The organism is Actinacidiphila bryophytorum, from assembly GCF_016916835.1.
GTDB classification, from domain to species: domain Bacteria; phylum Actinomycetota; class Actinomycetes; order Streptomycetales; family Streptomycetaceae; genus Actinacidiphila; species Actinacidiphila bryophytorum.
This window is the reverse complement of the sequence record NZ_JAFFIX010000009.1, coordinates 279,182-303,201: the sequence shown is the minus strand read 5'-3', so window position 1 is coordinate 303,201 and position 24,020 is coordinate 279,182. Positions and strand designations below refer to the sequence as shown.

Genomic DNA, 24,020 nt, shown 5'->3' with positions numbered 1-24,020 from the left:
CGAGGGCTGACGAGCGAGCGCCTGGAGTGGCCGGCCGAGGTGGGCCTCGGGGGCGGCCCCGGGGGTCAGTGCGCCGCGGGGGCGGCGCCGCGCACCGTGAGGTCGGCCAGCAGGGACGCGGTGGCGGCGGCCACCGCGTCCACGGCCGCGTCGAACGCCTCGCGGTTGTGGGCCGCGGGCGCGCGGAAACCGGAGATCTTGCGGACGTACTGCAGCGCGGCGGCCCGTATGTCCTCGTCGTGGACCTCGGGGGTCATCGGGGGGCGCAGGGTCTTGATGCTTCGGCACATGCCTCCAGTGTGCCGCGCGGGTACGACAACGCGGCGGCCGCCGGCGCCGGCGCCGGGTGACGGGGTCCCGCCACCCGAGCCCGCAACCCGGGCGCTCCAGCCTCTTGGCTCACAGCCGCCCCGGTGCTTCAATGCCTGCATTGGTTAGGAACCTTTCCTAACCGCACAGCCACGCACCGCACTTGGCCGTATCCGGCACGCCCTCGCGCGCCCGGGCAAGCGGCCGGAAACGGAGACGCACGTGCACCAGTCCCCCCACGCAACCCCCACCCCCACCCCCCACGTCCGGCGCCCCAGCCGCCGCCTCGCCCTGATCGCGGCGGCCGGCGTCCTGGCCGGCGGCGGCGCCTCGCTCGCCCTGGCCGGCACGGGCAACGCGGCCCCGGCCCCCCGCCAGGCACCCGCCGCGGCCCCTGCGGCGGCGGGCGCGGGCCTGGCCGACCCGCACAAGAAGGAGATGGCGATGGAGCTGGTCTCCTCCGCCGAGAACTCCTCCCTGGACTGGAAGGCCCAGTACAAGTACATCGAGGACATCGGCGACGGCCGCGGCTACACCGCCGGCATCATCGGCTTCTGCTCCGGCACCGGCGACATGCTGGAGCTGGTCCAGCACTACACCGACCTCGAACCCGGCAACGTCCTGGCGAAGTACCTGCCCGCCCTGGAGCGGGTGAACGGCACCGACTCGCACTCCGGCCTCGGCTCCGGCTTCGTCAGCGCATGGAAGACGGCAGCCAAGGACACCGTCTTCCAGCAGGCGCAGAACGACGAGCGCGACGACGTCTACTTCAATCCGTCCGTGAACCAGGCCAAGTCCGACGGCCTCGGCACGCTCGGGCAGTTCATCTACTACGACGCCATCGTCATGCACGGCCCCGGCGACGACTCCGTCAGCTTCGGCGGCATCCGCAAGACCGCGATGAAGAAGGCCGAGACGCCGGCGCAGGGCGGCAACGAGACGACCTACCTCAACGCCTTCCTCGACGCCCGCAAGGCCGCGATGAAGACCGAGGACGCGCACGACGACACCAGCCGCGTCGACACCGAGCAGCGCCCGTTCCTGCAGGCGGGCAACCTCAACCTCGACCCGCCGCTGCACTGGAAGACGTACGGGGACCCGTACGAGATCCTCACGCTGCCGTAGGGCGGAGCCGCCGCCAGGCACGAGCGGCCCGGACGCACCGCCATCCGCGTCCGGGCCGCTGCTACGCTCCCGGTACGCCACAGAGGTCCGATGTCTGTACGTCCTTATGCGTGAGGAGCCGCCGACCGTGCTGCGATACCAGCTGACCCACCCGACGATTCTGGCGGCCCTGGCCTCCGCGGGCCACGGCTCCCGGGTCCTGATCAGCGACGGCCACTACCCGCACACCACCGGCGCCAACCCGGCCGCGGAACGCGTCTACCTCAACCTCGCCCCCGACCGCCTCCTGGTCACCGAGGTGCTGGCGGCCCTGACCGACGCGGTGCCGATCGAGTCCGCCACCGTGATGTCCCCGCCCCCCGACCAGCCCGAGCCCCCCGTCTTCACCGCCTTCCGCACCGCCCTCCCCCACCTCCCGGCCCTAGCGGCCCTCGACCGCTTCGCCTTCTACGACACGGCCCGCGGCCCCGACACGGCCCTGGTCATCGCCACCGGCGACCGCCGCACCTACGCCAACCTCCTCCTGACCCTCGGCGTCCGCCAGGACTGAGGTCCCTCAGACGGCCACGACGGTCAACGTGCTTCCCAGGCCTTTGAAATCGCCGGCATTCCGCGTGAAGAGGGGGAGCCCTCTGACGGAGGCGACGGCGGCGATCATCAGGTCCATCCTGCGCGGGCGGGGATCACGGTTCGCGGCAATGGTGAGGGTGACGAGCGTGCCGTAGCGGGCCGCCGCTTCTCCGTCGAACGGCAGGGACTCGAAGTCGGCGACGGCCGCCCCGAGCACTTCCATGCGCGCGGCGCGGACGGCGGCGTCCTTGGCCATCGCTACGCCTTGGTGCAGTTCGGCCAGAGTGACGGCGGTCAGTTCGGGGACGGACGGCAGCTTCGCGGGATCGAGCAGTGCCAGGTCGATGTACGTGCAGGTGTCCAGCACCCCTGACGGGTAGCGGTGGTCAGCCACGGCGGCGCTCGAACGGGTCGTCGTCGCCGGCACGGTCGTCGGCACCGAAGAACTCGTCCGCTTCCTGGCGCATGCGGGCGTAGTCCACGCGCGGCAGCCTCCGGTGCCGCTCCACCAGCTCCTCGGCACTCAAGCGCCGCCTCCGCGGAACGGGGCGCAGTTCTGCGACCTCCGTGCCGTTCCTGGTGATGTGGTACGTCTCGCCCGCTTCGACCGCGTCCATGACTGCGGCGGAGTTGTTGCGGAACTCGCGCTGGGTGATGGTCTTCACGTCTTCACTGTAGCACTGCGTGTCTCGTTGGGCTACAGAGACACTGACCGGGTGAACACGACCCCCACCTCCCCCGACCTCGTACGCAGGCTGCTCGCCGCCCAGTTCCCGCAGTGGGCTGGGCTGGGGGTGGAGGCGGTCGGGGTGGTGGGGACCGCCAATGCCGTGTACCGGGTCGGGGGCGGGCTGTCGGTGCGGTTGCCGTTGGGGGAAGGGGCCGCGCGGGATGTGGGGAAGGAGCGGCGGTGGCTGCCGGTGATCGGGGCGGCGGTGCCGGTCGGGGTGCCGGAGGCGGTCGCGGTGGGGGTGCCGGGGGAGGGGTTTCCGTGGCCGTGGGCCGTGCACACGTGGCTGGACGGGGAGTCACCGGTGCCGGGGCGGCTGGCGGACCCGGCGGGGGTCGCGGCTGACCTGGCCGGCTTCGTCCTGGCGCTGCGGGGGATCGATGCCGAGGGGGCGCCGCCGGCGTACCGCAGTGAGGCGCTCGCGGACCGGGACGGGGAGACGCGGCGGGCGGCGGCGCAGGTGCGGGACGCGGTGGACCCGGAGGTGGTGGCGGGCGTGTGGTCGGCGGCGCTGGCCGCCGAGCCGCACCCCGGGCCGCCGGTGTGGCTGCACTCCGACCTGCAGCCGGGAAACCTGCTGCTCACCGGCGGCCGCCTGACCGGGGTCATCGACTTCGGCTGCCTGGGCGTCGGCGACCCGGCGGTCGACCTGATCCCGGCCTGGTACGTGCTGCCCGCCGCGGTGAGGCCGCTCTTCCGGGAGGCGGTCGGCGCGGACGGCGCGGCCTGGGCGCGGGCGCGCGGCTGGGCGCTGTCGGTCGCCCTCATGGAGCTGGCCGCCTACCGCACCGCGAACCCCCGCATGGCCTCGATCGCCGCCCACGTCCTGGGCGGGATCAGTGCGGAGCACCCCGGACGCTGATGTCGTTTTCCTGCCAGTGCGGGGCCGCGGAGTGGTGTTTGACTTGCCCGCATGACGACCGCACGCCAGGACAAGGTCCTGCTCTTCCGCTCACTGCACGACACCGCCGCGCCGCTCGCGCTCGCCAACGCCTGGGACGTGGCCGGCGCCCGGGTCGTGGAGGCCGCGGGGGCGGCGGCGATCGCCACCACCAGCGCGGGGGTGGCCTGGTCGCTGGGGCTGCCGGACGGTGACGCGCTCGGCCGCGACGAGGCGCTCGCGGTGGTCGCGCGGATCGCTCGGGCCGTCGCGGTGCCGGTGACCGCGGACATCGAGGGCGGCTACGGGGACGACGCGGCCGGTGTCGCGGAGACGGTGGCCGCCGTGGCCGAGGCGGGTGCGGCCGGGGTCAACATCGAGGACGGCACCCGGCCGCCCGCGGAACTCGCCGCCCGCCTGGCGGCGGCCCGCAAGGCGGCGGACGAGGCGGGCGGCCTCTTCCTCAACGCCCGCGTCGACACGTACCTGTTCGGCCTCGGCGACCCCGAAACCCGCCTTGCGGAAACCCTGTCCCGCGCCCGGCGGTACGTCGAGGCGGGCGCGGACGGCGTGTTCGTCCCCGGCACCGCCGACCCCGCGGTGATCACCGCCCTGGCCGAGGCACTCCCGGTCCCGCTGAACGTGATGGCAGGCCCCGGCACCCCGCCCGTCCGCGACCTCGCCGCCCTGGGCGTCGCCCGCGTCAGCCTCGGCTCCTCGGTGGCCCAGGCGGCCTACGCCACCGCCCGCCGCACCGCGCAACACCTCCTGTCGACCGGCACCTACGACCCGGTGTCCGACGCCATCCCCTTCCCCGAACTGAACTCCCTCCTGACCGGCCGGCGTTGACGCAAGCAGCCGGGGTCACGCCGACGGAAGGCGGATGCGGAAGGTGGCGCCCTTGCCCGGCGAGGTGTCGAGTTCCACGTGGCCGCCGTGGGCCGTGACGAGGGCGGCGGCGATGGACAGGCCGAGGCCCGCGCCGCCGCCGGCCGTGCGGGTGCGGGAGGCGTCGGTGCGGTAGAAGCGCTCGAAGACGCGGGCGGCCTGTGCGGGGGTCAGGCCGGGGCCGGTGTCGGCGACCTCCAGGACGCCGTGGCCGTCGAGGGTGCCGACGCCGATGCGGACGGGGGTGCCCGGCGGGGTGTGGGCGACGGCGTTGCCGACGAGGTTGGCGACGACCTGGCGCAGCCGGGCCTCGTCGCCGAGTACGGGGGCGGGGGCGGGCGGGCCTGCGCACGCGGGGCCGGGGCCTGTGAGGGTGACCGGGCGGGTCGGGTCGAGGGCGGTGGTGTCGTGCAGGGCGTCCACCGCGAGGGTGCGCAGGTCCATCGGGGCGCGCTGCACCGGGCGCAGCTCCTCGGTGCGGACCAGGGTGAGCAGGTCCTCGACGAGGCCGCCGAGGCGTACGGCCTCGCTCTCGATACGCGCCATCGTCCGTGTGACGTCCGCCTCGTCGGGCAGGGCGCCCATCCGGTACAGCTCGGCGAAGCCGCGGATGCCGGCCAGCGGGGTGCGCAGCTCGTGGCTGGCGTCGGCGACGAAGCGCCGCATCTGGTCCTCGGACTCGGCGCGGGCCGCGAAGGCCGACTCGATCTGGGCGAGCATGCCGTTGAGGGCGAGGGAGAGCCGGCCGGCCTCGGTGCGGGGCGAGCCGGCCGGCATCCGGTGGGACAGCGGGCGGCCCGCGGCGATCTCGGCCGCGGTCGCCTCGATCTGCCGCAGCGGACGCAGCCCGGCGCGTACCGCGAACCAGCCCGCCACGCCGAGCAGTGCCACGACGACCCCGCCGATGAGCAGGAAGGCGGTGCTGAGCCGGTCGGTGGTGGAGGCCACGTCGTCCAGCGAGGCGGCCACGACCACCCCGGCGGGAAGGGAGCGGGCCGCCCCGGACGGAGCGGACGTACCCGTCACCGGCACGATCAGCACCCGCCAGCGTCCGCCCCCGTGGTCGCTGGCCACGTCGAAGGGTGTGCCCAGCCGGGCGGTCAGCTGGGCCGCGTCCATGGCGGGCCACAGCGGGCGCGGGTCGTTGGCGGCGACGGGCAGCCGGAACTGGTCGGAGACGCTGCCGTCGGCGGCGGCGAAGGCGACCACGAACTGGCTGGGCAGCCACGGCCGGTTGCCCGGGCGGATGTTGCGCGGCGCCGGTATGCCCTCGGTGCCGAGCCGCTGCGCGAGCGGGCCGCCGTAGCGCTGCAGCTGCTTGTCGACGCGCTGCACCAGCCGGCCGCGCACCGAGCCGAGCACAACGGTGTCGCTGACGGTGAGGCCGAGCAGTACCAGCACCAGCGACAGCAGGACGAGCCGGGAGCGCAGCGACAGCGCGGAGGGGCGCAAGGCCCGCAGGGAGGACCGGACGGCCATGGCGGCGCCGCCTTACGCCTGGGCCGGGCGGCGCAGCACGTAGCCGACGCCCCGCACGGTGTGGATGAGCTTGGCGGCACCGTCGGCGCCGGAGTCGACCTTGCGCCGCACGTAGGAGATGTACGACTCGACGATGCTCAGGTCGCCGCCGAAGTCGTACGCCCACACGTGGTCGAGTATCTGCAGCTTGGAGACGACCCGGTCGGCGTTGGCCATCAGGTAGGCGAGCAGCTTGAACTCGGTGGGCGACAGCGACACCGGGCGCCCGGCGCGCAGCACCTGGTGGCCGACGGTGTCCAGCTCCAGGTCGCCGGCGACCAGCCGCCCGTCGTCGGTGCCGCCGCCGGTGCGGCGCAGGATCGCCCGGATGCGGGCGATCAGCTCCTCCAGACTGAAGGGCTTGGTGACGTAGTCGTCGCCGCCCGCGGTCAGGCCGCTGATCTTGTCCTCGACGCCGTCCTTGGCGGTGAGGAACAGCACCGGCAGCCGGTCGTCCGCGCCGGCCCGCGGGTGCGGCCCGGCCTCCTCGCGCAGCCGCCTGACGACGGCGAAGCCGTTCATGTCGGGGAGCATCACGTCGAGGACGACCAGGTCGGGGCGCTCGCGGGCGACCGCGGCCAGCGCGTCGGCGCCGGTCGCGGCCGAGGTGACGCGGAAGCCGACGAAACGCAGCGACGCGGCCAGCAGCTCCCTGATGTTCGGTTCGTCGTCCACCACCAGCAGGCTTGCCTCGGGCGTGTCCATCCTGCGGCCTCCCGGCCCGGTCGTACGGTCATGCGGTCGTTCGGTCGTACGGTGCCGCGACGCGCTGTCGCCGGGCACCGTACGCCGCTGACCTGTGAGCCCTCAGTTCCCGCCGGTGCCGCCGTCCTGGAAGCCGCCGAACCCGCCGAACCCGCTGAACCCGCCGGAGCCGGCCGGCGGGGTGGCGCCCTGCGTGACGGTGGTGGCGGTGATGTCCCCGGACGCGCCCTTGCTGCCGCGTACGGTCACGGTCTGCCCCGGCTTGAGGTCGGAGACCTTGCCGTCCTTGGACTCGGTGACCTTGGTGGACGCGCCCGTGGTGACCTTGACGGTGTTGCCCTGGGCGTCGGTGACGTAGATCGTGCTGCCGTCGACCAGCTTGACGGTGCCGAAGGTCAGCCCGGCGGCGGCAGCGGCGCCCGTACCCGCCGTGGCGCCCCCGCCGCCGAAACGGCCCGCGCCCGCACCCGTACCGCTGCGGGCGCCGCCGAACCCCGCGAAGGGGCTGCTCGCGGACGCCGTCCCGTGCAGGTGGTGCTTCTCGACCAGCGCGCCGCCCGCGAAGGCGGCCGCCGCGACGACCCCGGCCGACAGCAGCAGCGTCAGCCACGGCAGTTTGCGGCGCGGCGGGGCTGCCAGCTCGGCGGAGATGTCCCGGGCGTCCGGCGGCTCCGCCAGGATGTCCTCGGGCCGCTGGGCGGGCAGCCCGCCGTGCCCCTCGATCACGTCGGGCAGGTCGCTGCCGCGCCGGATCTCGATCCCGCCGGCGCCCTGCTCGGGGACGAGCGGCAGCAGATCCGTGCCGGAGTCGTCCGCCTTGACCAGCTCGGAACGGCGTCGCGCCATCTCGGCTTCTCCCTTGTCTGTGAAAACTGTCGTCACTCGTGCCGCAGGGCCTCGATGGGCCGCAGGCTCGCCGCCCGGTTGGCGGGGTAGCTGCCGAAGAACAGCCCGATGGCCACGGCGATGGCGAAGGCGCCCCACACCGACTCGGGGATGACCACCGGTTCGATGCCGACGATCCTGAAGTGCGAGCCGATGAGCCCGGCCACGACCCCGAGCCCGCCGCCGATCAGCGACAGCAGCGTCGACTCGGCGAGGAACTGCCCGAGGATGACGCCCTTGGGTGCGCCGATCGCCTTGCGGATGCCGATCTCCCGGGTCCGCTCGGTCACCGTCACCAGCATGATGTTGGTGATGCCGATCCCGCCGACCAGCAGCGAGATCGCGGCGACCGCGCCGAGCAGAACGGTGAAGGTCCTGTTGGTGTCGGACTGGGTGCTCAGCAGGGACTCCTGGCTGCTGACCCGGAAGTCCAGCGCGTTGGCGTCCTTGATGCCGTGGGTGCCCATCAGCACCGTGGTGATCTCGTTCTGCGCCGGCGTGGTGGCGCCCGCGGACTTCGCCTCGACCAGGATCTGGCTCACCGGGCCGAAGCCGGTGAAGGCGTTCTGCACGGTCGGCAGCGGTGCGATCACCGTGTCGTCCGGGTCCTGGAAGCCGGTGCCGCCCTTGGTGGCGAGCACACCGACCACCGTGAAGGGCGTACCGCCGATGACGACCTTCTTGCCGACCGGGCTCGCCGTCCCGAACAGCTCGGTCGCGGTGGTCGAGCCGATCACCGCGACCTTGCGGGAGTTGAGTACGTCGTCGGCGGAGAAGTAGTCGCCCTTGTCGACCTTGCTGTTGGACGCCTCGAAGTACGCGGGGTACGTGCCGACGACCTGGCCGACGGTGTGCGAGGTGCCCTGGTAGACCGCCGTCTGCGAGGTGCTGACCTCGGGGGCGACGGACTTGATGTCGGGTGCGGACGCCGGGTCGGCGAGCGCGCGGGCGTCGTCCACGGTCAGCGGCTTGGTGCTGGTGGCGCTCGACGTACGCCTGCCGCCGCCGCCCAGGGCACCGCCGAAGGCGCCGCCGGAACCGGAGGAGACGGTCAGCGAGTTGGTGCCGAGCTTCTCGATGGAGTCCTTGACCGACTGCGACGAGCCGTTGCCGACCGCCAGCAGGATGATGACCGCGGCCACACCGATGAGCACGCCCAGCATGGTCAGCGCGGAGCGCACCTTGTTGGCGGCCAGGCCGCCGACCGCGAGGAGCAGCGTCTCGAAGGGGTTCACCGCGCACCGCCCCGCACCGCGGCAGCCGACGTGGGGGAGTGCGGGGACAGGGCGGCGAAGGCCGAGGGGTCGCTCAGCGCGGGCGGCGGCCCGTCCACGGGCGCCTGCCGCACGTCGGCGACGACCTGCCCGTCGACCAGCCGCACGACGCGCTTGGCGTGCCGGGCGACCTCGTCCTCGTGGGTGATCAGGACGACGGTGCGCCCCGACGCGTTGAGCCGGTCCACGATCGAGAGCACTTCCTCCGTGCTGTGGCTGTCCAGGTTGCCCGTGGGCTCGTCGGCGAGCAGCATCGCGGGCGCGGTGACCAGCGCCCTGGCCACCGCGACCCGCTGCTGCTGGCCGCCGGACAGCTCGTTGGGCCGGTGGTCCACCCGGTCGGCGAGACCGACCAGGGCGAGCGCGGCCAGCGCCCGCCGCCGGCGTTCCGCGGTCTTCACGCCCGCGTAGGCCAGCGGCAGTTCGACCTGGGCGAGCGCGGGGGTGCGCGGCACCAGGTTGAACGACTGGAAGACGAAGCCGATCTTGCGGTTGCGCACCAGCGACAACTGGTGCTCGTCGAGGCCGCCGACGTCGATGCCGTCCAGCAGGTAGCGGCCGGACGTGGGGACGTCGAGGCAGCCGAGGATGTTCATCAGGGTCGACTTGCCGGACCCGGAACTGCCCATCACCGCGACCATGTCGCCCTGTTCGACCAGCAGGTCCACGCCGGGCGACTCGCCGGTCGCCGGGTCGGGCGGGCCGCCGAGCGCCCGTACGGCCGCGTCGCCGTGGCCGTACGTCTTCAGCAGCGACCGCACCTCGATGACGGGTGGCGGACCCCAGGGCTCCTCCGGCACCGGCTCCGGCGGTGCCTTTGGGTCCGCGCCTCTGCGGTGGGCGCCGTTCCTGCCGCCCAGGCCGAGCCTCATCCGCGTGCCCCGCCGCCGCCTGCGCCGCGGAGGACGCCGCCGCCCGCACCCCCGAAGCGGCCCGCGCCGCCGCCGAGGCCGCCGGGGAAGGCGCCGCTCGGGAAGCCGTTGCTGCCCGCCGAGGCGACCGTCGGGATCTGCACCTGCTGGCCCTCGGCCAGGCCGCTGGTGATCTGGTCGGTGCTGTCGCCCTCGATGCCGACGGTGACCGCGGTACGCGTGGTGGACCCGTCGGGATTGACCAGCAGGACCGTGCGGTTGGCGCCGGTGCCGGACACCGCGGCCGTCGGCACGCTCAGCGCGTCGCTCGCGGAACCGGTGGTGACCTGGATGCTCGCGCTCAGACCGGTGCGCAACTGCGAGGTGTCGCTGGTGATCTGGAGCGTCGCCGCGTACTGCACCGCGCTGCCGGACGAGCCGGAGCCGGAGCCGGACCCCGAGCCGCTGCTGACCGGGAGCGAACTCACCGACAGCACCTTGGCGTCCAGCACCGTGCCGGACTGGGCGTTCAGCGTGACGGTGGCGGACTGGCCCGCCTTGACCTTCAGCGAGTCGGCCTCGGAGAAGTCCGCGGTCACCTGCATGCCGGCCGGGTTGGTCAGCACGATGAAGCCGCTGAGCGAACCGCCGGACGACGACGAGGAGTTGGACGAGGAGTTGGACGAGGAGCCGGCGCCGGAACCCGCGCCGGAGCCGCTGCCGCCGGTGCCGGACACCGTGTCGCCCTTGGCCGCGGACACCGAGGCGACCGTACCGGCCACCGGGGCCTTCAACGTGGTGCCGTCGACGGCCCGCTGGGCGGCGTCCACGGCGTTCTGCGCCTGCGTCACCTGAGCCTGCGCCTGGGCGAGTTGGGCCGCGTCCACGGTCGGCGTCGGCGAGGGGGTGGGCGTCGCGGCCTGGGTGCCGCGCCCGGAGCCGGTCGCGTCCCCGCCGCCCGACGTGCCGCTGGACGCGGGCAGTTCGCCCGCCTCGACCTTCGTCAGGTTGGCCTCGGCCGCGGTCAGCGAGGCCTGGTCCTGCTGGAGCGTGGCCTTCGCGTCGGTGTCGTCGACCTCGGCGAGCACCTCGCCCTTCGTGACCTTGTCACCCGGCTTGACGTTCACCTTCGTGAGCGTGCCGCCCGTGGTGAAGTCCAGCCCCGCGTCGCTCGGCGAGGCGAGCGTGCCGGAACCGGACACCGTGGCCAGCACCGTGCCCTTGGTGACCGTCGCCACCCGAGCGGTGCCGCTGCCGGTGGACTTGCTGCCGTCGTCGTGGACGGCGGCGTAGGCGCCGCCGACGCCCGCGAGGACGACCACGCCGAGCACCGAGTTGATCAGGGCGGCCCTGCGCCGCCGTGGGAGCACCTTCATGGCCGCATCCTGGCCGCCCACTCCTTTGAAGCCCTGGGAGGAAGCTGGGAGTTCCCTGGGAGCGCATAGCTCCCCTATACGGACACGAGCCGTATTGCGGGCGCGGGCGTGCGGCTTACGGGCCGTCGTGGGCGGTGTGTTCCCCGGGAACTCACAGCGGGTGCCCGGGCGGCGCCTACCTCGGTGCGGTTCAGTCGTGGGCTGCCGCCCTGCGTTGGCCCCCATCCCCGCGCGCACGCGTAGGGCGGCCCCACCGCCCACCCCCTCCCCGAGGAGACCCGGCCATGACCAGGACCCCCACCACCGCACTGCGGGCAGGCGCCTCGGTCGCCGTCCTCGCCACGGGGGCGCTGCTGCTCGCAGCGTGCTCCTCCGGGGGCTCGGGTACGCCCGCTGCCGCCGACGCCAAGGCCTCGTCCTCCGGGTCGGCGTCCGCATCCGCGTCCGCGTCGGGCTCGATGACGGCGTACCGCGACTGCCTGTCGCAGCACGGCGTCCAGCTCCCGAGCTTCGCCCCGCGCACCGGGCGCCCCACCGACCGGCCGTCCGGCCGGCCCTCCGGCCGCCCCGGCGGCGGGTTCGGCGGCTTCGGCGGTGCGTCCGCCGATCCCAAGACGCAGGCGGCGATGAAGGCGTGCGAAGCGCTGCGGCCGCAGTTCTCCGGCCGCGGAGGCGGCGCCGGGGGCGGCGCCGACGCCAGTGCCTTCCAGGCGTTCACGAGCTGCCTCAAGGACCACGGCGTGACCCTCCCGACGGGTTCCCCGTCCAGCCGCCCCGGCCGCTTCGGCGCGAACCTCGACACCGCCGATCCGAAGGTCGCCAAGGCCTACGCCACCTGCAAGCCGCTTCTCCCGCAGCGCCCTGCCCCTTCCGCGACGTGAGCCCTGCCGGCGGCATCCCCGCGCCCCTGGGTGGGTGCCACTTGCTGTGAGCTTGCACCTTCCGGTGCGTGGATGATTGGGCGCGCAGTTCCCCGCGCCCCTGAAAAACGCTCACCCTCCTGCGCAGAGGGCGAGCCATCAGGGGCGCGGGGAACTGCGCGACAAGCCACCCACCGGGGGAAGGTCCCGGAGCCGGGGGAAGGGCCACCCCCGGGGGGAACCGTCACCCGTAGGACAGCTTGCTGCAGGGGTCCGCGTCGGCGCTGCGCGCCTGCTTGCTCAGGTCCGTCGCCGACGGATTCGGCGTCGCGGATCCCGGCGTACCGGACTTGGCCGCGGCGGCCGCATAGTCCGTGCCGAGCACGACGTTCACCCCGGTCGTGTCGAGCTGCACGAGCTGCGCTCCGGGAAAGAGCTTCGCCACGGTCTCGGCGTGAGCCTTCGCATCGGCCCCGGTGCCGTACTCGATCCGCGTGACCGTGTGGTCCTTGGTCTTCGCGTTGGTGGAGTTCATCACCGTGAAGCTGTGCGCCTTGAGCAGGTCGGCCGCCTTGGCGGCGAGGCCGCCGGTGTAGGTGCCGTTGTAGACGGAGACCATGATCCCGGTGCCGTCGACCGTCGCGCTGGGCGTCGGGGTGGGGGCGGTCTTGCCGGAGGCGTTGACGCCTTCGAGGGTGCGGTCGGCGCGCAGTTCGGCGAAGAGGTTGTCCACGTCGGGGTGGACGAGGTCTATGCGGGAGCCGGCGTACTTCCAGGGCGCGGTGATGAACTGGATGTTCTTCAGGTCGATGTTCTTGAGCGAGAGCCCGAAGTTCATGAGCTTGAGCGCGCTGCCGAGCCCGGGGTCGACGGTGAGCGACTTGGTGGCCGCGTTGGCCAGCGGCAGCAGCGTCGTGGGGTTCATGCCCTGGCCCTTGACCTTGCTGATCAGCGCGGACAGGAAGGCCTGCTGGCGCAGCATGCGGCCGACGTCGGAGTTGTCGCCGACGCCGTGCCTGACGCGTACGTAGTCGAGTGCCTGCTGGCCCTGGAGGTTCTGCATCCCGGCCTTGAGGACGACCTTGCCCTTGTGGCCGAGGTTGGGGTTCATGTCGCCCTGGTAGATGTTGTTGGGCACGCAGACCTCCACGCCGTGGACGGCGGAGGTCATGGACGCGAAGCCGGCGAAGTCGATGACCATGGTGTGGTCGACGCGCAGCCCTGACAGCTTCTCGATGGTGTTCTGGGTGCAGGCCGGGTTGCCCTTCTCCGTGTTCCCCATGGAGAAGGCGGAGTTGAACATCGCGGAGGGCTGGTCGGGGGACCACTTGCCGTCGGGCAGCAGGCAGGGGGGTATGTCGACGAGGGAGTCGCGGGGTATGGATATGCCGACCGCGTGTTTGTGGTCGGGGTAGACGTGCAGCAGGATCGTGGTGTCGGAGCGGCCGATGGGCCCCGACTTGGAGCCGCCGAGCTTGCCGTTCTCGCCGGCGCGGGTGTCGGAGCCGATGAGCAGGACGTTGACGGCCTTGTCGCCGTTGGCGTCGGCCTTGGCGGCTGCGGGGCGGTTCTTGCTCAGGCCCGCGGAGTCGAAGGTCGCGATGTTCGCGTTCAGCTTGAGGTAGATGGCGCCGGCGCCGGCGACGAGCAGGACGACGACCGAGGCCGCGATGCCGATGATCCACCTCTTGCGGCTGCGGGGCTTGCGTATCCCACGGCCGCCCCTACGTTCCGGCTTGCGCCCACGAACGCCCATTGCCCTTACACCTTCGGTCCGGTGGCACCCGCACACATCACGACGAAGCCCCAACGTTTATCAGTTGCCCCGGCCGGGCCGTATGACGCCGGTCACATTGGCGCCGGGGGAGGACGATTGCCCAGCGAGACACTGTACGGCGTCAACATTTGGGTGACGTAAAGGAAGCATGGAGTGACGAATTCCGGGTGAGGGCACCGGCGCCGGAAGAGCCGGTGCGCGCGCTCTCAGAGTTCGGCGTCGAGTGCCGCGTCGAGGGTGGGCAGCGGGCGGAAGACGCCGTCGAGGCCGGTCATGGCGAGCAGCCGGCGGGTCGGCGGGTGGGTGCAGACCATCGCGGTCCGCCCGCCGCGGTCCAGGACCCGGCGCCGGGCGCGTACGAGCAGCGCGAGGCCGTAGCAGTCGATGAACTCGACCGGCCCGAGGTCGAAGACGACCAGCAGCGGTGGCGGCCACAGGGCGGCGGCGTCGAGGTGCGGGTGGATGCCGTGGGCGCTGCCGAGGTCGATCTCGCCGGCGATCTCCACGACGGTGGCCTGCCGTACCCGGTACGTGCGGGCGTACCGCGTCGGCACCGGGATCAGGTCGCTGCTCTCGTCGTTCACCCGTGCCCCCCGTCCCCCTCGCGCGACCTGCGTAACCGTAGCGGCGCCACAGTGCCCCCGGGGAGACAGCCCGGGACAAAACAGCCCGACATTCACCTGTAGGGGTGAATACCGGCGGAGAACGACCGAAAGGTCACAACTCCCGCTGGAAGGTGTTCAGCCAGTCGACGGAGGCTGCGGGGCTCAGCGCGAGCCCGCCCAGCGCCGTCATGGCCTTGTCGTACTCGACGACCTCGTCGTGCTTGTCGATGTAGAGCGCGCCGGTGAGCTGCTCCAGGTAGACCAGGTCGGGCAGGTCGGACTCGGGGAAGCTCAGCAGCGTGAAGGCGCCGCCGCCTGCCGCGTGGCCGCCGGTGGCGAAAGGCAGGATGCGCACGTCGACGTTGGGTGCCTCGGCGGCCTCCAGGATGTGCTGTATCTGGTCCCGCATGACCTGCCGGCTGCCGAAGGGGCGGCGCAGCGCACCCTCGTCCATGACGGCGACGAAGTGGGGTGCCCGCTCGGACACGAGCAGCTTCTGCCGCTCCAGGCGTAGGCCGACTCGTCTTTCCACCCAGGAGTCGGCTCCTTCGGGGTGACCGAGCCGGATCACCTGTCTTATGTAGTCCTCTGTCTGCAGCAGGCCGTGCACGAACTGCACCTCGAAGGTGCGGATGAGGGCTGCCGACTCCTCAAGACCGACATAGGTCTGGAACCAGGTCGGCATCACCTCGCCGTATCCGTGCCACCAGCCGGCCGCGTTGGCCTCTCTCACGAGCCCGAGCATGGCGAGCCGTTCACCCTCCTCGGTGACGCCGTACAGCGTCAGCAGATCGGCGACATCCCGCTCCTTGAAGCTGACTCTTCCCAGCTCCATGCGGCTGATCTTCGACTCCGACGCCCGGATGGAGTACCCGGCGTCCTCCCGGCTGATCCCGCGCGAATCACGCAGCCTCCGCAGCTGCGCTCCGAGCAGCATTCGTCGCACGATGGACCCGCCTCCCGGCTGCCCTGCGCTCATAGGTCACGCTCCGCCCTTGGTTCATCAGCAGTCTGCCACTAATGGCTTGCGCGCAGTACCCATCCCGTCACTCTCGATCGTCACGTGCATCAATTCCTTGCAGATGCACGTGCAGACGCTCTTGCATCCCCCCGGTGCGATCCCTGAGCATGGTGACCGTGCAGATACTCCGGGGGCACGCATGAAGGCAGAGGCCGCACCTGTGCTCGACCCGTTATGGCAAGGCGTGCTCGCGCCCGAGCGACTTGCCGCGGGCCACGGCGCCACGTGCGAACTGCCCGCCGCCCTGGAATCGGTGCGTGAAGCGCGCCACTTCACCCGTACGACCCTTCAGCGCTGGGACCTGTCCGCGCTGCTCGACTCCATGGAACTGGTCGCCTCGGAGCTGGTCACCAACGCGCTGCGCTATGCGGTGCCCGTCGGGACACCCGGCTCACCGGTGCGGCTCAGCCTGGTGCGCTGGACCAGCCGGGTGGTCTGTGCTGTGCGCGACCCCAGCGGTGTGGCGCCGGTGACCAAGGACCCGGACTTCGTGGCCGAGACCGGCCGCGGGCTGCACCTGGTGGACTCCTTCAGCGAGAACTGGGGATGGCACCCGCTGAACGGTACGGGGAAGGTGGTGTGGGCGCTGTTCCTCACGGCCCCGGCAGCAGCGGCATCAGATGGTCGAACTCGCCCGCCTTCACACCGATGATCATCGATTCGATCTCGGCCCTGGTGTAAATCAGCGCGGGCCCGTCCGGAAAGCGCGAATTGCGGACGGCGACGTCACCGTCGGGCAGCGCCGCGAACTCCACACATGTGCCATTGGCATTGCTGTGCCGACTCTTCTGCCAGACCACGCCCGTCAGGTCTTCTGCGGCCATTCCGTTGTGCGTCCGGCGCATCAGCGACTCCCCAAAAGTGCCGTGTGGTACAGGAGATGATAACTCGTGTCCCGAGCACGTGCATGTGCACGTGCAAGTGCACGTGCAGTCACAGCGCGTCATCGGCGCCACCGCCCTGACCTGAACCTGTCCGGAATGCGAATACGGCGACGAGCACCCGGCTACGGTCCGATACGATTGACGGTCCGTAGATGAATTCCTCACTCCGCGCTACGAATTGGGAGCAGCCTGCAATGGCTCGTCACCTCATCACCTCTGCCCTGCCCTATATCAACGGGATCAAGCACCTGGGCAACATGGTGGGGTCCATGCTCCCGGCGGACGTCTACGCCCGGTATCTGCGCCAGCGCGGGCACGACGTGCTCTACATCTGCGCCACCGACGAACACGGCACCCCCGCGGAACTGGGCGCCAAGGAGGCCGGACTTCCCGTCGACGTCTTCTGCGCCCGCGCGCACGACGCCCAGAAGGCGGTCTACGACGGCTTCGCGCTGTCCTTCGACCACTTCGGCCGCAGCTCCTCCGCGCAGAACGTCGACATCACCCAGCGCTTCGCCCGCCGGCTGAAGGAGAACGGCTTCATCGAGGAGCGCGCCATCCGCCAGGTCTACTCGCTGGCCGACGAGCGCTTCCTGCCCGACCGCTACATCGTCGGCACCTGCCCGCACTGCGGCTACGACAAGGCGCGCGGCGACCAGTGCGAGAACTGCACCCGGGTGCTCGACCCCACCGACCTGATCGAGCCGCGCTCGGCGATCAGCGGCAGCAGCGCCCTGGAGATCAGGGAGACCAAGCACCTCTTCCTCCTCCAGTCCGCGCTGGCCGCCGAGGTCGAGGCCTGGCTCGACGCGAACAGCGACGACTGGCCGAACCTGGCGTCCTCGATCGCCCGCAAGTGGCTCACGGAGGGCCTGCGCGACCGGGCGATCACCCGCGATCTCGACTGGGGTGTGCCGGTGCCCGCCGACACCTGGCCGGAGCTTGCCGCCGAGGGCAAAGTCTTCTACGTCTGGTTCGACGCCCCGATCGAGTACATCGGTTCCACCAAGGAGTGGTCCGACGCGGCCCCCGAGGGCGAGACCCGCGACTGGCAGTCGTGGTGGTACGAGGCCGACGACGTGCGCTACACGCAGTTCATGGGCAAGGACAACGTGCCCTTCCACACCGTGATGTTCCCGGCCACGCAGCTGGGCACCCGGGAGCCGTGGAAGACGGTCGACTTCGTCAAGGCCTTCAACTGGCTGAACTACTATGGCGGGAAGTTCTCCACCTCCCAGCGCCGCGGCATCTTCACCGAGGCCGCGCTCGAACTGCTGCCCGCCGACTACTGGCGCTACTTCCTGATGGCCAACGCGCCCGAGTCCGACGACACCTCCTTCACCTGGGAGCTGTTCGCGGCCGGCGTCAACAAGGACCTGGCCGACACCCTCGGCAACTTCGTCAACCGGGTGCTGTCCTTCTCCCGCAAGCGCTTCGGTGACGAGGTGCCGGCCGGCGCCCCCGCGGGTGACGCCGAGGCCAGGCTCGGCGAACAGATCGCCGGGCTGCTCGCGGAGTACGAAGGCCACATGGAGGCACTGCAGTTCCGCAAGGCGGCCCAGTCGCTGCGCGCGCTGTGGAGCGCGGGCAACTCCTACCTGGAGGAGAAGGCGCCCTGGACGCAGATCAAGACCGACCAGGAGGGCGCCGCCCTCACGCTGCGCACCGCGATGAACCTCATCCACCTCTACGCCGTCGTCTCCGAGCCGTTCATCCCGGCCTCCGCCGCCGCCATGCGGGCCGCCTTCACGCTGCCCGCGGACGACGCGCGCTGGGTCACCGCCGACCAGGCCCGCAGCCTGGACTCGGTCCCGGCCGGTACGCCCTTCACCGTGCCGCCGGTGCTCTTCGCGAAGATCACCGACGACGAACTGGCTTCCTACGTCGACCGTTTCGGCGGCGACCCGGACGCCGCCGCCTAGGAGTGCCGGGGACCGCGCGCCAGGTCGCCGCCGAGTCGTCGGTCGGCACCGGGCGCAGCGGTCCCTCCTCCGGCAGCCGGGAGCGCCGCACACCGGTCGCCGGGGTGCAGGCCGACGCCAGCGCCGCCGCGAGGCCGAGCAGCGCACCGCGCCGGCCCAGCCGCCCCTGAGCGCGCTCCGTCATCCGAAGTCCGCGTTCGCCACCAGGAGCCTGACCTGCTCCTTCTGGGCGGTCGAGGGCTGGGCCATGCACGCGACGGCCCACACGGCGTTTCCGGACCCCGGCGCCTGGTCCACGATGGTCCGGCCCATCTGCCGGGTGCCGTTGACCGTACGGCAGGAGCGGAGGACGTCCTCGTCCTCCAGCGGCATCGCGACGTCGCCCAGTTTCTGCGCCTGCACCTTGCTGTACGTCAGGTGGAACATCACCAGCGACCCGCCGTCCTTCAGCACCCGGGCCAGCGGTGTGCAGAAGCCGTCGAGGGCGTGCGCGCAGCCGTTCGGCGGCAGCACCAGGGCCTGCGTGGACAGGAAGACGCTGCCGGTGTCCGGGTCCTCCAGCAGCTGCCAGCCGGCCGGCGGCGTGATCACCAGCCCTTGCATCCCGTCCGGGCGGTAGCCGTCGCGTGGCGTGGGCGTCGGTTCCGGACCCCGTACCGGCGTCGTCCGCACCGGGGCCGGGCCTCCGGTCGCCACCACCGCGGGGGCCGCGCCGCCGTGCGGGCGTACCAGCCCCGGCACCGCCACCACCGCCGCAACCGCCAGCACCGCACTCACCCCGACCGCTGCCGTACGCCGCCGGCGGCGCCGCCGCATCCGCTCCCGCACCCGTTCGAGGCGCTGCGCGGGCGCGGGCAGTTGCGGCACCGCCCGCTCCAGCAGCACCCGCAGCTCGTCCTCCGCCTCAGTCACGGCACTCACCGCCGTCCACCGCGACCGCGGCGGGCAGCAGCCCGCGCAACGTCCGCAGCGCCTTCGCCGCCTGGCTCTTCACCGTGCCCTCCGAACACCCCAGCGCCTGCGCGGTCTCGGTCACGCTCAGGTCCTCGAAGTACCGCAGCACCACCACGGCACGCTGCCGCACCGGCAGTGCCCGCACCGCCGCGGCCAGCGCCTGCTCCAGGTCCACGCCTGCGTACTCGTCGTGCGGCAGCGCCCGGTCCGGCATCTCGCCGTGCGGCACCTCCCCGCGCCACCGCCTGCGCCACCACGAGGCATGCGTGTGCACCAGGGCGCGGCGTACGTACGCCTCCGGGTTCTCCTCGGCTATCCGCGGCCACTTCGGCCACACCTTGGCCAGCACCGTCTGCAGCAGGTCCTCTGCGAGGTGCGCGTCGCCGGTGAGCAGCCAGGCGACACGCAGCAGTCGTTGGCCGCGTGCCGCGACGAACTGCTCGAACCCGCCCTCGCCCACGAACGTTCCCTCCCACACCCATACAACGCCCCAGACCTCCGGTCCGGTTGCCCCGGGGTGCCGATGCGCCCGGCGGCGCACTTCCGCCGGCCGCGGTGGCTGAGGGGTGCCCCTTACGCAAGGGGGCGAGCGTTTCTCAGGGGCGCGGGGAACTGCGCGACCAGCCCCCACCGGGGCGCGGGTCGTCACCGACCCGAAGGGGCAGTTCGGTCCGTGCCGGACCACCCGCCGCGAGCGAAGCGAGATGGGGGCACCCCCAGGCAAAGCCCTGGGGGAGGGCTGAGCGCGCAGTTCCCCGCGCCCCTAAATGCTCGGCCCCGCCGCAGACGCGCCCACGCGGCGCCAGCCGCAGATCAGACGCAGCCCCGCGCCCCTGGGGGCTCGGCCCCGCCGAAGAGGGAACCCCCCTCCCGGGGTGGGCCGGAGGTTACTTCTGGCGGAGCTGGATGTGGAGCTCGCGGAGGCGGGTCGCCTCGACCTCCGACGGCGCCCCCATGAGAAGGTCCTGCGCGTGCTGGTTCAGCGGAAACGCGATGGTCTCGCGGATGTTGGGCTCGTCGGCCAGCAGCATGACCATGCGGTCGACGCCGGGGGCGATCCCGCCGTGCGGCGGCGCGCCGAAGTGGAAGGCGCGCAGCATGCCGCCGAACTCCGCCTCGACCGTCTCGCGCGAGTACCCGGCGATCTCGAACGCCTTGTACATCACCGCGGGTTCGTGGTTCCTGATGGCGCCGGAGGACAGCTCGATGCCGTTGCAGACGATGTCGTACTGCCAGGCGAGGATGTCCAGCGGGTCCTTGGTCTCCAGCGCTTCGAGGCCGCCCTGCGGCATCGAGAACGGGTTGTGCGAGAACTCGACGGCCCCGGTGTCCTCGTTGCGCTCGAACATCGGGAAGTCCACGATCCAGCAGAAGCGGAAGACGCCCTCGTCGTACTGCCCGGCGCGCTTGGCCGCCTCGACGCGGACGGGGCCCATGATCTTCGAGACCTCGTCGAAGTCGCCGGCCCCGAAGAAGACCGCGGTGCCCTCCGTGGCGCCGACCGCGGCGACCAGTGCGGTCACGTCGTCCTCGGTGAGGAACTTGGCGATCGGCCCGGTCAGTGCGTTGCCGGCGCCGACCCGGACCCAGGCCAGGCCCTTGGCGCCGAGGGAGACGGCGTAGTCGCCGAGCTGGTCGAAGAACTTCCGCGGCTGGTCCGCGGTGTCCGGCACGGCCAGCGCCCGTACGTGCTTGCCGGCGAAGGCCTTGAAGCCGGACCCGGCGAAGATCTCGGTGACGTCGACCAGTTCGAGCGCGGTGCGCAGGTCGGGCTTGTCGTTGCCGTACTTGAGCATCGACTCGCGGAAGGGGATGCGCGGGAAGGGCGAGGTGACGGTGCGGCCGCCGCCCAGCTCGGTGAACAGGTCGGTCATCACCTTCTCGATGACGCCGAAGACGTCCTCCTGCTCGACGAAGCTCATCTCGACGTCGAGCTGGTAGAACTCGCCGGGCGAGCGGTCGGCGCGCGAGTCCTCGTCGCGGAAGCAGGGCGCGATCTGGAAGTAGCGGTCGAAGCCGGAGATCATCAGCAGCTGCTTGAACTGCTGCGGCGCCTGCGGCAGCGCGTAGAACTTGCCCGGGTGGACGCGGGAGGGCACCAGGAAGTCGCGGGCGCCCTCGGGGGAGGTCGCCGACAGGATCGGGGTGGCCATCTCGTTGAAGCCGAGCGCGGTCATCTCGCGGCGCAGGAAGGAGATGACCTGGGTGCGCAGCATGATGTTGCGGTGCATGCGCTGTCGGCGCAGGTCCAGGAAGCGGTTGGTGAGCCGCATCTCCTCGTTGGCGCTGTCCTCGGGGAAGACCGGGAAGGGCAGCGGGTCGGCGGCGCCGAGCACTTCGAGGGAGGTCACGTCGACCTCGATCTCGCCGGTCGGCAGCTCGGGGTTGACGTTCTCCGCGGAGCGGGCGAGGACGCGGCCGTCGACGCGGACCACGGACTCCTTGGACTGGCTGCTCAGCTCGTCGTAGACGGGCGAGCCGGGGCGGACCACGAGCTGGGTGAAGCCGTAGTGGTCGCGCAGGTCGACGAAGAGGATGCCGCCGAGGTCACGGCGATTGTGCAGCCAGCCGGACAGGCGGACGTCGGTGTCGACGTCGGTGGCGCGCAGCTCTCCGCAGGTGTGTGACCGGTACCGGTGCATCGTTGTTCGTCCAAGTCGTCAGGTCGTCGCGATGGTGGGGAACCAGCACAGCCTACCGGCGCCGGGGGCGCCTCCTCATCCGCGTATCGGCCCGCCGCCCGGATCCGGGTGGGGGCGGGCCGCCCGACCGGCACATTGGCCTATAGCATCCCAGACCCCATAAAATGGGGCAATGCACTCCGAGGACGTCCTCGCTGCGGTGGGTTACGGGCTGTGGCAGTGGGACGAGGGCACCGGCAACATCACGGTGGACGGTTGTGCGGCACACCTGCTCGGTCTGTCAGGGGGAGCCGCCACGCACCGCTCCAGCGCGGTTCGCGCCTGTCTGCATGCGGCCGACTACGTATCGCTGTCGGCCGCGGTCTCGCTGGCGGCGGCCGAGGGCACGGTCGCCGAGTCCGTGGTGCGGGTCGTCGGCGACGACGGGAAGGTGCTGCGGACCCTGCGGGCCAGGGCCGCGCCCAAGGGACAGCTGGTCAACGGCACCCTGCACGAGGTGCACGGCGTGCCGACCGCCACGACCACGGCCGCCGCCGGGGACGGCGAGTGGCGGCGGGCCAGGGAGGCCTTCCTGCTGGACGCGGGCCGGGCGCTGGCCGAGGCGGACTCCACCGCCGAGGTGCTGCGGGTCGCGGCGACCCTGTCGATGCCCGGTTTCTCGCCCGACGGCCTGGCCGTCTTCGGCGTGGAGGGCGACCGGCTCTCCGTCATCGGGCACCACGGGCAGGACCCCGCAGACGCCGCGCTCTTCGACATGACGCTGTCCACCGACTACCCGGCCGCCCAGGTGACCCGCACCGGCCGCGCGATCTACCTGGCCTCCCCCGAGGAGTACGCCGACCGCTTCCCCGCCACCTGGCCGCTGGTCAGGCCGTACGGGAGGGCGTCGTGGGCGTACCTGCCGCTGGTCGTCGCCGGGACCACCATCGGGGCGTGGATGGCCGCCTTCCGCGAACCGGTCGCCTTCACCCCCGACGAGCGGGCGGTCCTGACCACCGTGGCCCGCATGCTCGGCCAGGCGCTTTCCAGGGCCGGGCTGCACGAGTCGGAGCGGGCGCTGACCGACGGCCTGCAGGAGACGATGATGCCCGCCCGCAAGCCGGGCGTGAGCGGCATGGCGGTTGCGGCCCGCTACGTCCCCACCGGCGGCGGCCTGCAGGTCGGCGGCGACTGGTACGACGTGATCGCCCTGCCCTCGGGGCGTACCGCGATCGTCATCGGCGACGTCCAGGGCCACGACGTGCGGGCCGCGGGCCTGATGGGCCAGCTGCGGATCGCGCTGCGGGCGTACGCGGCCGAGGGCCACGGACCCGACGCCGTACTGTCCCGCACCTCCCGCTTCCTGGCCGGGCTCGCCGAGGAGCACGGCTCCGACATGCGCTTCGCGACCTGCCTCTACGCCGAGATCGACCCGCTGACCGGCACGCTCGACGTGGTCCGCGCCGGGCACCCGGAACCCGCGATACGCCTCGGCGACGGCACCACCATCGTGCGGCGCACCGCCGTGGGGCTGCCGCTGGGCATCGAGCCGGACGCCGACTACCCCACCACCAGGATGGTCCTGGAGCCCGGAGAAGTGCTGCTGCTGTGCACCGACGGCCTGATCGAGACCGGCGGCCACGACCTGGAGTCCGGCTGGCAGCGGCTGTCCAGGGCGCTGGCCGCCGGTCCCGCGAACGACCTGGAGGTCCTGGCCGACTCCCTCGTGCACACCGTGCACGGCCCCGCCTCGCACCACGAGCCCGGGCCGCTGTCCGACCGCCGCGAGGACGACGTCGCCCTGGTCCTGCTGCGCCGCGACCCCGACGGCCCGACCTGCGCGGTCCCGGTCCGCCGCACCATACTGACCGTCTCCCAGGCCGACCCCGGCCAGATCCGCTCCTGCCGGGACGACATCCGCGCGCTGCTGCACGACTGGGCCTCGCCCGAGCAGGTCGAGTCTGCGGTGCTGCTGGTCTCCGAGGTCGTCACCAACGTCCTGGTCCACACCGACGGCGACGCCGTCCTGCTGGCCCAGGTCACCGGCATGCCCGGCACCCGCCGCCTGCACGTCGACGTCGGCGACTCCTCCGACGACATGCCGCACCGCCGCTCCCCCGGCGAGATGGCCTCCTCCGGCCGGGGGCTGCTCCTGCTGGAGGAGCTGGCCGACGCATGGGGCGTCGACCCGCGCGGCGACGGCAAGTCGACGTGGTTCGAGCTGTACGAGGCGCCGGCGCTGCCGGTGGGCTGACGCCCGCCTGC

24 protein-coding genes are annotated in these 24,020 nt (G+C 72.2%); 8 read left to right on the top strand and 16 right to left on the bottom strand.

The genetic code is table 11. The annotated features are described in order from the left end of the window. Positions 1-65: 65 nt before the first annotated feature. Positions 66-290 carry a DUF2277 family protein gene (locus tag JT723_RS16545; RefSeq protein WP_205045378.1) on the bottom strand — a complete coding sequence of 75 codons (225 nt, stop codon included), beginning with the start codon at positions 288-290 and terminating at the stop codon, positions 66-68. A gap of 241 nt (positions 291-531) precedes the next feature. On the opposite strand from JT723_RS16545, the gene JT723_RS16540 reads away from it, so the two are divergent. Both JT723_RS16540 and JT723_RS16535 read left to right on the top strand, forming a co-directional pair. Then, positions 532-1,434, top strand: a complete 903-nt coding sequence (locus tag JT723_RS16540; RefSeq protein WP_372441321.1) for a chitosanase — start codon at positions 532-534, stop codon at positions 1,432-1,434. A 127-nt stretch (positions 1,435-1,561) separates the two neighbouring features. After that, entirely contained in the window at positions 1,562-1,984 is a 423-nt protein-coding gene (locus JT723_RS16535) for an RbsD/FucU domain-containing protein (protein ID WP_205045377.1), read from the top strand. Positions 1,985-1,990: 6 nt separating this feature from the next. Here the strand turns inward: JT723_RS16535 and JT723_RS16530 are convergent, their stop codons facing one another. Together JT723_RS16530 and JT723_RS35785 are read right to left on the bottom strand one after the other, a co-directional pair. Continuing rightward, on the bottom strand, positions 1,991-2,443 hold the full coding sequence (locus JT723_RS16530) for a type II toxin-antitoxin system VapC family toxin (RefSeq protein WP_251513324.1): 453 nt from the start codon (positions 2,441-2,443) through the stop codon (positions 1,991-1,993). Continuing rightward, positions 2,391-2,669, bottom strand: coding sequence for a type II toxin-antitoxin system Phd/YefM family antitoxin (locus JT723_RS35785; RefSeq protein WP_205045376.1), 279 nt, complete (start codon positions 2,667-2,669; stop codon positions 2,391-2,393). Before JT723_RS35785 ends, JT723_RS16530 begins: the two co-directional genes overlap by 53 nt. A 51-nt stretch (positions 2,670-2,720) precedes the next feature. Here JT723_RS35785 and JT723_RS16520 point away from each other — a divergent pair, with 51 nt between their 5' ends. Together JT723_RS16520 and JT723_RS16515 are read left to right on the top strand one after the other, a co-directional pair. Then, complete coding sequence (locus JT723_RS16520) at positions 2,721-3,596, top strand: aminoglycoside phosphotransferase family protein (protein WP_205045375.1); 876 nt, start codon at positions 2,721-2,723, stop codon at positions 3,594-3,596. Positions 3,597-3,647: 51 nt separating this feature from the next. Continuing rightward, positions 3,648-4,463: an isocitrate lyase/PEP mutase family protein gene (locus JT723_RS16515; protein WP_205045374.1), complete on the top strand. Its 816-nt coding sequence runs from the start codon at positions 3,648-3,650 to the stop codon at positions 4,461-4,463. A 15-nt stretch (positions 4,464-4,478) separates the two neighbouring features. Here JT723_RS16515 and JT723_RS16510 read toward each other — a convergent pair whose 3' ends face one another. The 6 genes from JT723_RS16510 to JT723_RS16485 all read right to left on the bottom strand — a co-directional run bounded on the left by JT723_RS16510 (position 4,479) and on the right by JT723_RS16485 (position 11,111). Then, entirely contained in the window at positions 4,479-5,981 is a 1,503-nt protein-coding gene (locus tag JT723_RS16510) for a sensor histidine kinase (protein ID WP_205045373.1), read from the bottom strand. A 12-nt stretch (positions 5,982-5,993) separates the two neighbouring features. After that, positions 5,994-6,725, bottom strand: coding sequence for a response regulator transcription factor (locus tag JT723_RS16505; protein ID WP_205045372.1), 732 nt, complete (start codon positions 6,723-6,725; stop codon positions 5,994-5,996). Between the two features lie 102 nt (positions 6,726-6,827). Next, positions 6,828-7,571, bottom strand: a complete 744-nt coding sequence (locus JT723_RS16500; protein WP_205045371.1) for a DUF5666 domain-containing protein — start codon at positions 7,569-7,571, stop codon at positions 6,828-6,830. Positions 7,572-7,603: 32 nt separating this feature from the next. Further along, positions 7,604-8,845: an ABC transporter permease gene (locus tag JT723_RS16495; RefSeq protein WP_251513323.1), complete on the bottom strand. Its 1,242-nt coding sequence runs from the start codon at positions 8,843-8,845 to the stop codon at positions 7,604-7,606. Beyond that, on the bottom strand, positions 8,842-9,756 hold the full coding sequence (locus tag JT723_RS16490) for an ABC transporter ATP-binding protein (RefSeq protein WP_205045370.1): 915 nt from the start codon (positions 9,754-9,756) through the stop codon (positions 8,842-8,844). Before JT723_RS16490 ends, JT723_RS16495 begins: the two co-directional genes overlap by 4 nt. Then, positions 9,753-11,111: an efflux RND transporter periplasmic adaptor subunit gene (locus tag JT723_RS16485; protein ID WP_205045369.1), complete on the bottom strand. Its 1,359-nt coding sequence runs from the start codon at positions 11,109-11,111 to the stop codon at positions 9,753-9,755. Before JT723_RS16485 ends, JT723_RS16490 begins: the two co-directional genes overlap by 4 nt. Positions 11,112-11,395: 284 nt before the next feature. Here JT723_RS16485 and JT723_RS16480 point away from each other — a divergent pair, with 284 nt between their 5' ends. Beyond that, positions 11,396-11,992 carry a hypothetical protein gene (locus JT723_RS16480; RefSeq protein ID WP_205045368.1) on the top strand — a complete coding sequence of 199 codons (597 nt, stop codon included), beginning with the start codon at positions 11,396-11,398 and terminating at the stop codon, positions 11,990-11,992. Positions 11,993-12,215: 223 nt separating this feature from the next. On the opposite strand, the gene JT723_RS16475 is transcribed toward JT723_RS16480, so the two are convergent. From JT723_RS16475 to JT723_RS16465, 3 genes are all read right to left on the bottom strand, one after another. Then, on the bottom strand, positions 12,216-13,727 hold the full coding sequence (locus tag JT723_RS16475) for an LCP family protein (protein ID WP_205045367.1): 1,512 nt from the start codon (positions 13,725-13,727) through the stop codon (positions 12,216-12,218). Positions 13,728-13,954: 227 nt separating this feature from the next. Next, the gene (locus tag JT723_RS16470; protein ID WP_251513317.1) at positions 13,955-14,332 is read right to left on the bottom strand and encodes an anti-sigma factor antagonist; all 378 of its coding nucleotides are present in this window, start codon (positions 14,330-14,332) and stop codon (positions 13,955-13,957) included. A 133-nt stretch (positions 14,333-14,465) separates the two neighbouring features. Beyond that, positions 14,466-15,332, bottom strand: coding sequence for a Sco1979 family transcriptional regulator (locus tag JT723_RS16465; RefSeq protein ID WP_205045366.1), 867 nt, complete (start codon positions 15,330-15,332; stop codon positions 14,466-14,468). 181 nt (positions 15,333-15,513) lie between these two features. Here JT723_RS16465 and JT723_RS16460 point away from each other — a divergent pair, with 181 nt between their 5' ends. Further along, positions 15,514-16,026 carry an ATP-binding protein gene (locus JT723_RS16460; RefSeq protein WP_205045365.1) on the top strand — a complete coding sequence of 171 codons (513 nt, stop codon included), beginning with the start codon at positions 15,514-15,516 and terminating at the stop codon, positions 16,024-16,026. On the opposite strand, the gene JT723_RS16455 is transcribed toward JT723_RS16460, so the two are convergent. Continuing rightward, a complete protein-coding gene (locus JT723_RS16455; protein WP_078582323.1) occupies positions 15,968-16,219 on the bottom strand; it encodes a DUF397 domain-containing protein in 252 nt (83 codons plus the stop codon). The genes JT723_RS16460 and JT723_RS16455 overlap by 59 nt on opposite strands. Before the next feature lie 233 nt (positions 16,220-16,452). Here JT723_RS16455 and metG point away from each other — a divergent pair, with 233 nt between their 5' ends. Then, complete coding sequence (gene metG, locus JT723_RS16450) at positions 16,453-18,180, top strand: methionine--tRNA ligase (RefSeq protein ID WP_205045364.1); 1,728 nt, start codon at positions 16,453-16,455, stop codon at positions 18,178-18,180. A gap of 180 nt (positions 18,181-18,360) precedes the next feature. On the opposite strand, the gene JT723_RS16445 is transcribed toward metG, so the two are convergent. The 3 genes from JT723_RS16445 to aspS form a co-directional block, all read right to left on the bottom strand. Further along, positions 18,361-19,101, bottom strand: a complete 741-nt coding sequence (locus JT723_RS16445) for a hypothetical protein (RefSeq protein ID WP_205045363.1) — start codon at positions 19,099-19,101, stop codon at positions 18,361-18,363. Further along, a complete protein-coding gene (locus JT723_RS16440; RefSeq protein ID WP_251513315.1) occupies positions 19,085-19,594 on the bottom strand; it encodes a SigE family RNA polymerase sigma factor in 510 nt (169 codons plus the stop codon). Before JT723_RS16440 ends, JT723_RS16445 begins: the two co-directional genes overlap by 17 nt. 427 nt (positions 19,595-20,021) lie before the next feature. Further along, positions 20,022-21,776: an aspartate--tRNA ligase gene (aspS, locus tag JT723_RS16435; protein ID WP_205045361.1), complete on the bottom strand. Its 1,755-nt coding sequence runs from the start codon at positions 21,774-21,776 to the stop codon at positions 20,022-20,024. Between the two features lie 172 nt (positions 21,777-21,948). Between aspS and JT723_RS16430 the strand changes: the two genes are divergently transcribed. Beyond that, entirely contained in the window at positions 21,949-24,009 is a 2,061-nt protein-coding gene (locus JT723_RS16430; RefSeq protein ID WP_205045360.1) for an ATP-binding SpoIIE family protein phosphatase, read from the top strand. The last annotated feature ends 11 nt before the right edge of the window (positions 24,010-24,020 follow it).

What these genes read in the sequence shown, in the direction of transcription:
- JT723_RS16515 (WP_205045374.1), top strand. Translation starts at nt 3,648, where the DNA reads ATGACGACCGCACGCCAGGACAAGGTCCTGCTCTTCCGCTCACTGCAC.
- JT723_RS16490 (WP_205045370.1), bottom strand. Translation starts at nt 9,756, where the DNA reads ATGAGGCTCGGCCTGGGCGGCAGGAACGGCGCCCACCGCAGAGGCGCG.
- JT723_RS16500 (WP_205045371.1), bottom strand. Translation starts at nt 7,571, where the DNA reads ATGGCGCGACGCCGTTCCGAGCTGGTCAAGGCGGACGACTCCGGCACG.
- JT723_RS16505 (WP_205045372.1), bottom strand. Translation starts at nt 6,725, where the DNA reads ATGGACACGCCCGAGGCAAGCCTGCTGGTGGTGGACGACGAACCGAAC.
- JT723_RS16545 (WP_205045378.1), bottom strand. Translation starts at nt 290, where the DNA reads ATGTGCCGAAGCATCAAGACCCTGCGCCCCCCGATGACCCCCGAGGTC.
- JT723_RS16465 (WP_205045366.1), bottom strand. Translation starts at nt 15,332, where the DNA reads ATGAGCGCAGGGCAGCCGGGAGGCGGGTCCATCGTGCGACGAATGCTG.
- JT723_RS16455 (WP_078582323.1), bottom strand. Translation starts at nt 16,219, where the DNA reads ATGCGCCGGACGCACAACGGAATGGCCGCAGAAGACCTGACGGGCGTG.
- JT723_RS16480 (WP_205045368.1), top strand. Translation starts at nt 11,396, where the DNA reads ATGACCAGGACCCCCACCACCGCACTGCGGGCAGGCGCCTCGGTCGCC.
- aspS (WP_205045361.1), bottom strand. Translation starts at nt 21,776, where the DNA reads ATGCACCGGTACCGGTCACACACCTGCGGAGAGCTGCGCGCCACCGAC.
- JT723_RS16430 (WP_205045360.1), top strand. Translation starts at nt 21,949, where the DNA reads ATGCACTCCGAGGACGTCCTCGCTGCGGTGGGTTACGGGCTGTGGCAG.
- JT723_RS16460 (WP_205045365.1), top strand. Translation starts at nt 15,514, where the DNA reads ATGAAGGCAGAGGCCGCACCTGTGCTCGACCCGTTATGGCAAGGCGTG.
- JT723_RS16510 (WP_205045373.1), bottom strand. Translation starts at nt 5,981, where the DNA reads ATGGCCGTCCGGTCCTCCCTGCGGGCCTTGCGCCCCTCCGCGCTGTCG.
- JT723_RS16485 (WP_205045369.1), bottom strand. Translation starts at nt 11,111, where the DNA reads ATGAAGGTGCTCCCACGGCGGCGCAGGGCCGCCCTGATCAACTCGGTG.
- JT723_RS16475 (WP_205045367.1), bottom strand. Translation starts at nt 13,727, where the DNA reads ATGGGCGTTCGTGGGCGCAAGCCGGAACGTAGGGGCGGCCGTGGGATA.
- metG (WP_205045364.1), top strand. Translation starts at nt 16,453, where the DNA reads ATGGCTCGTCACCTCATCACCTCTGCCCTGCCCTATATCAACGGGATC.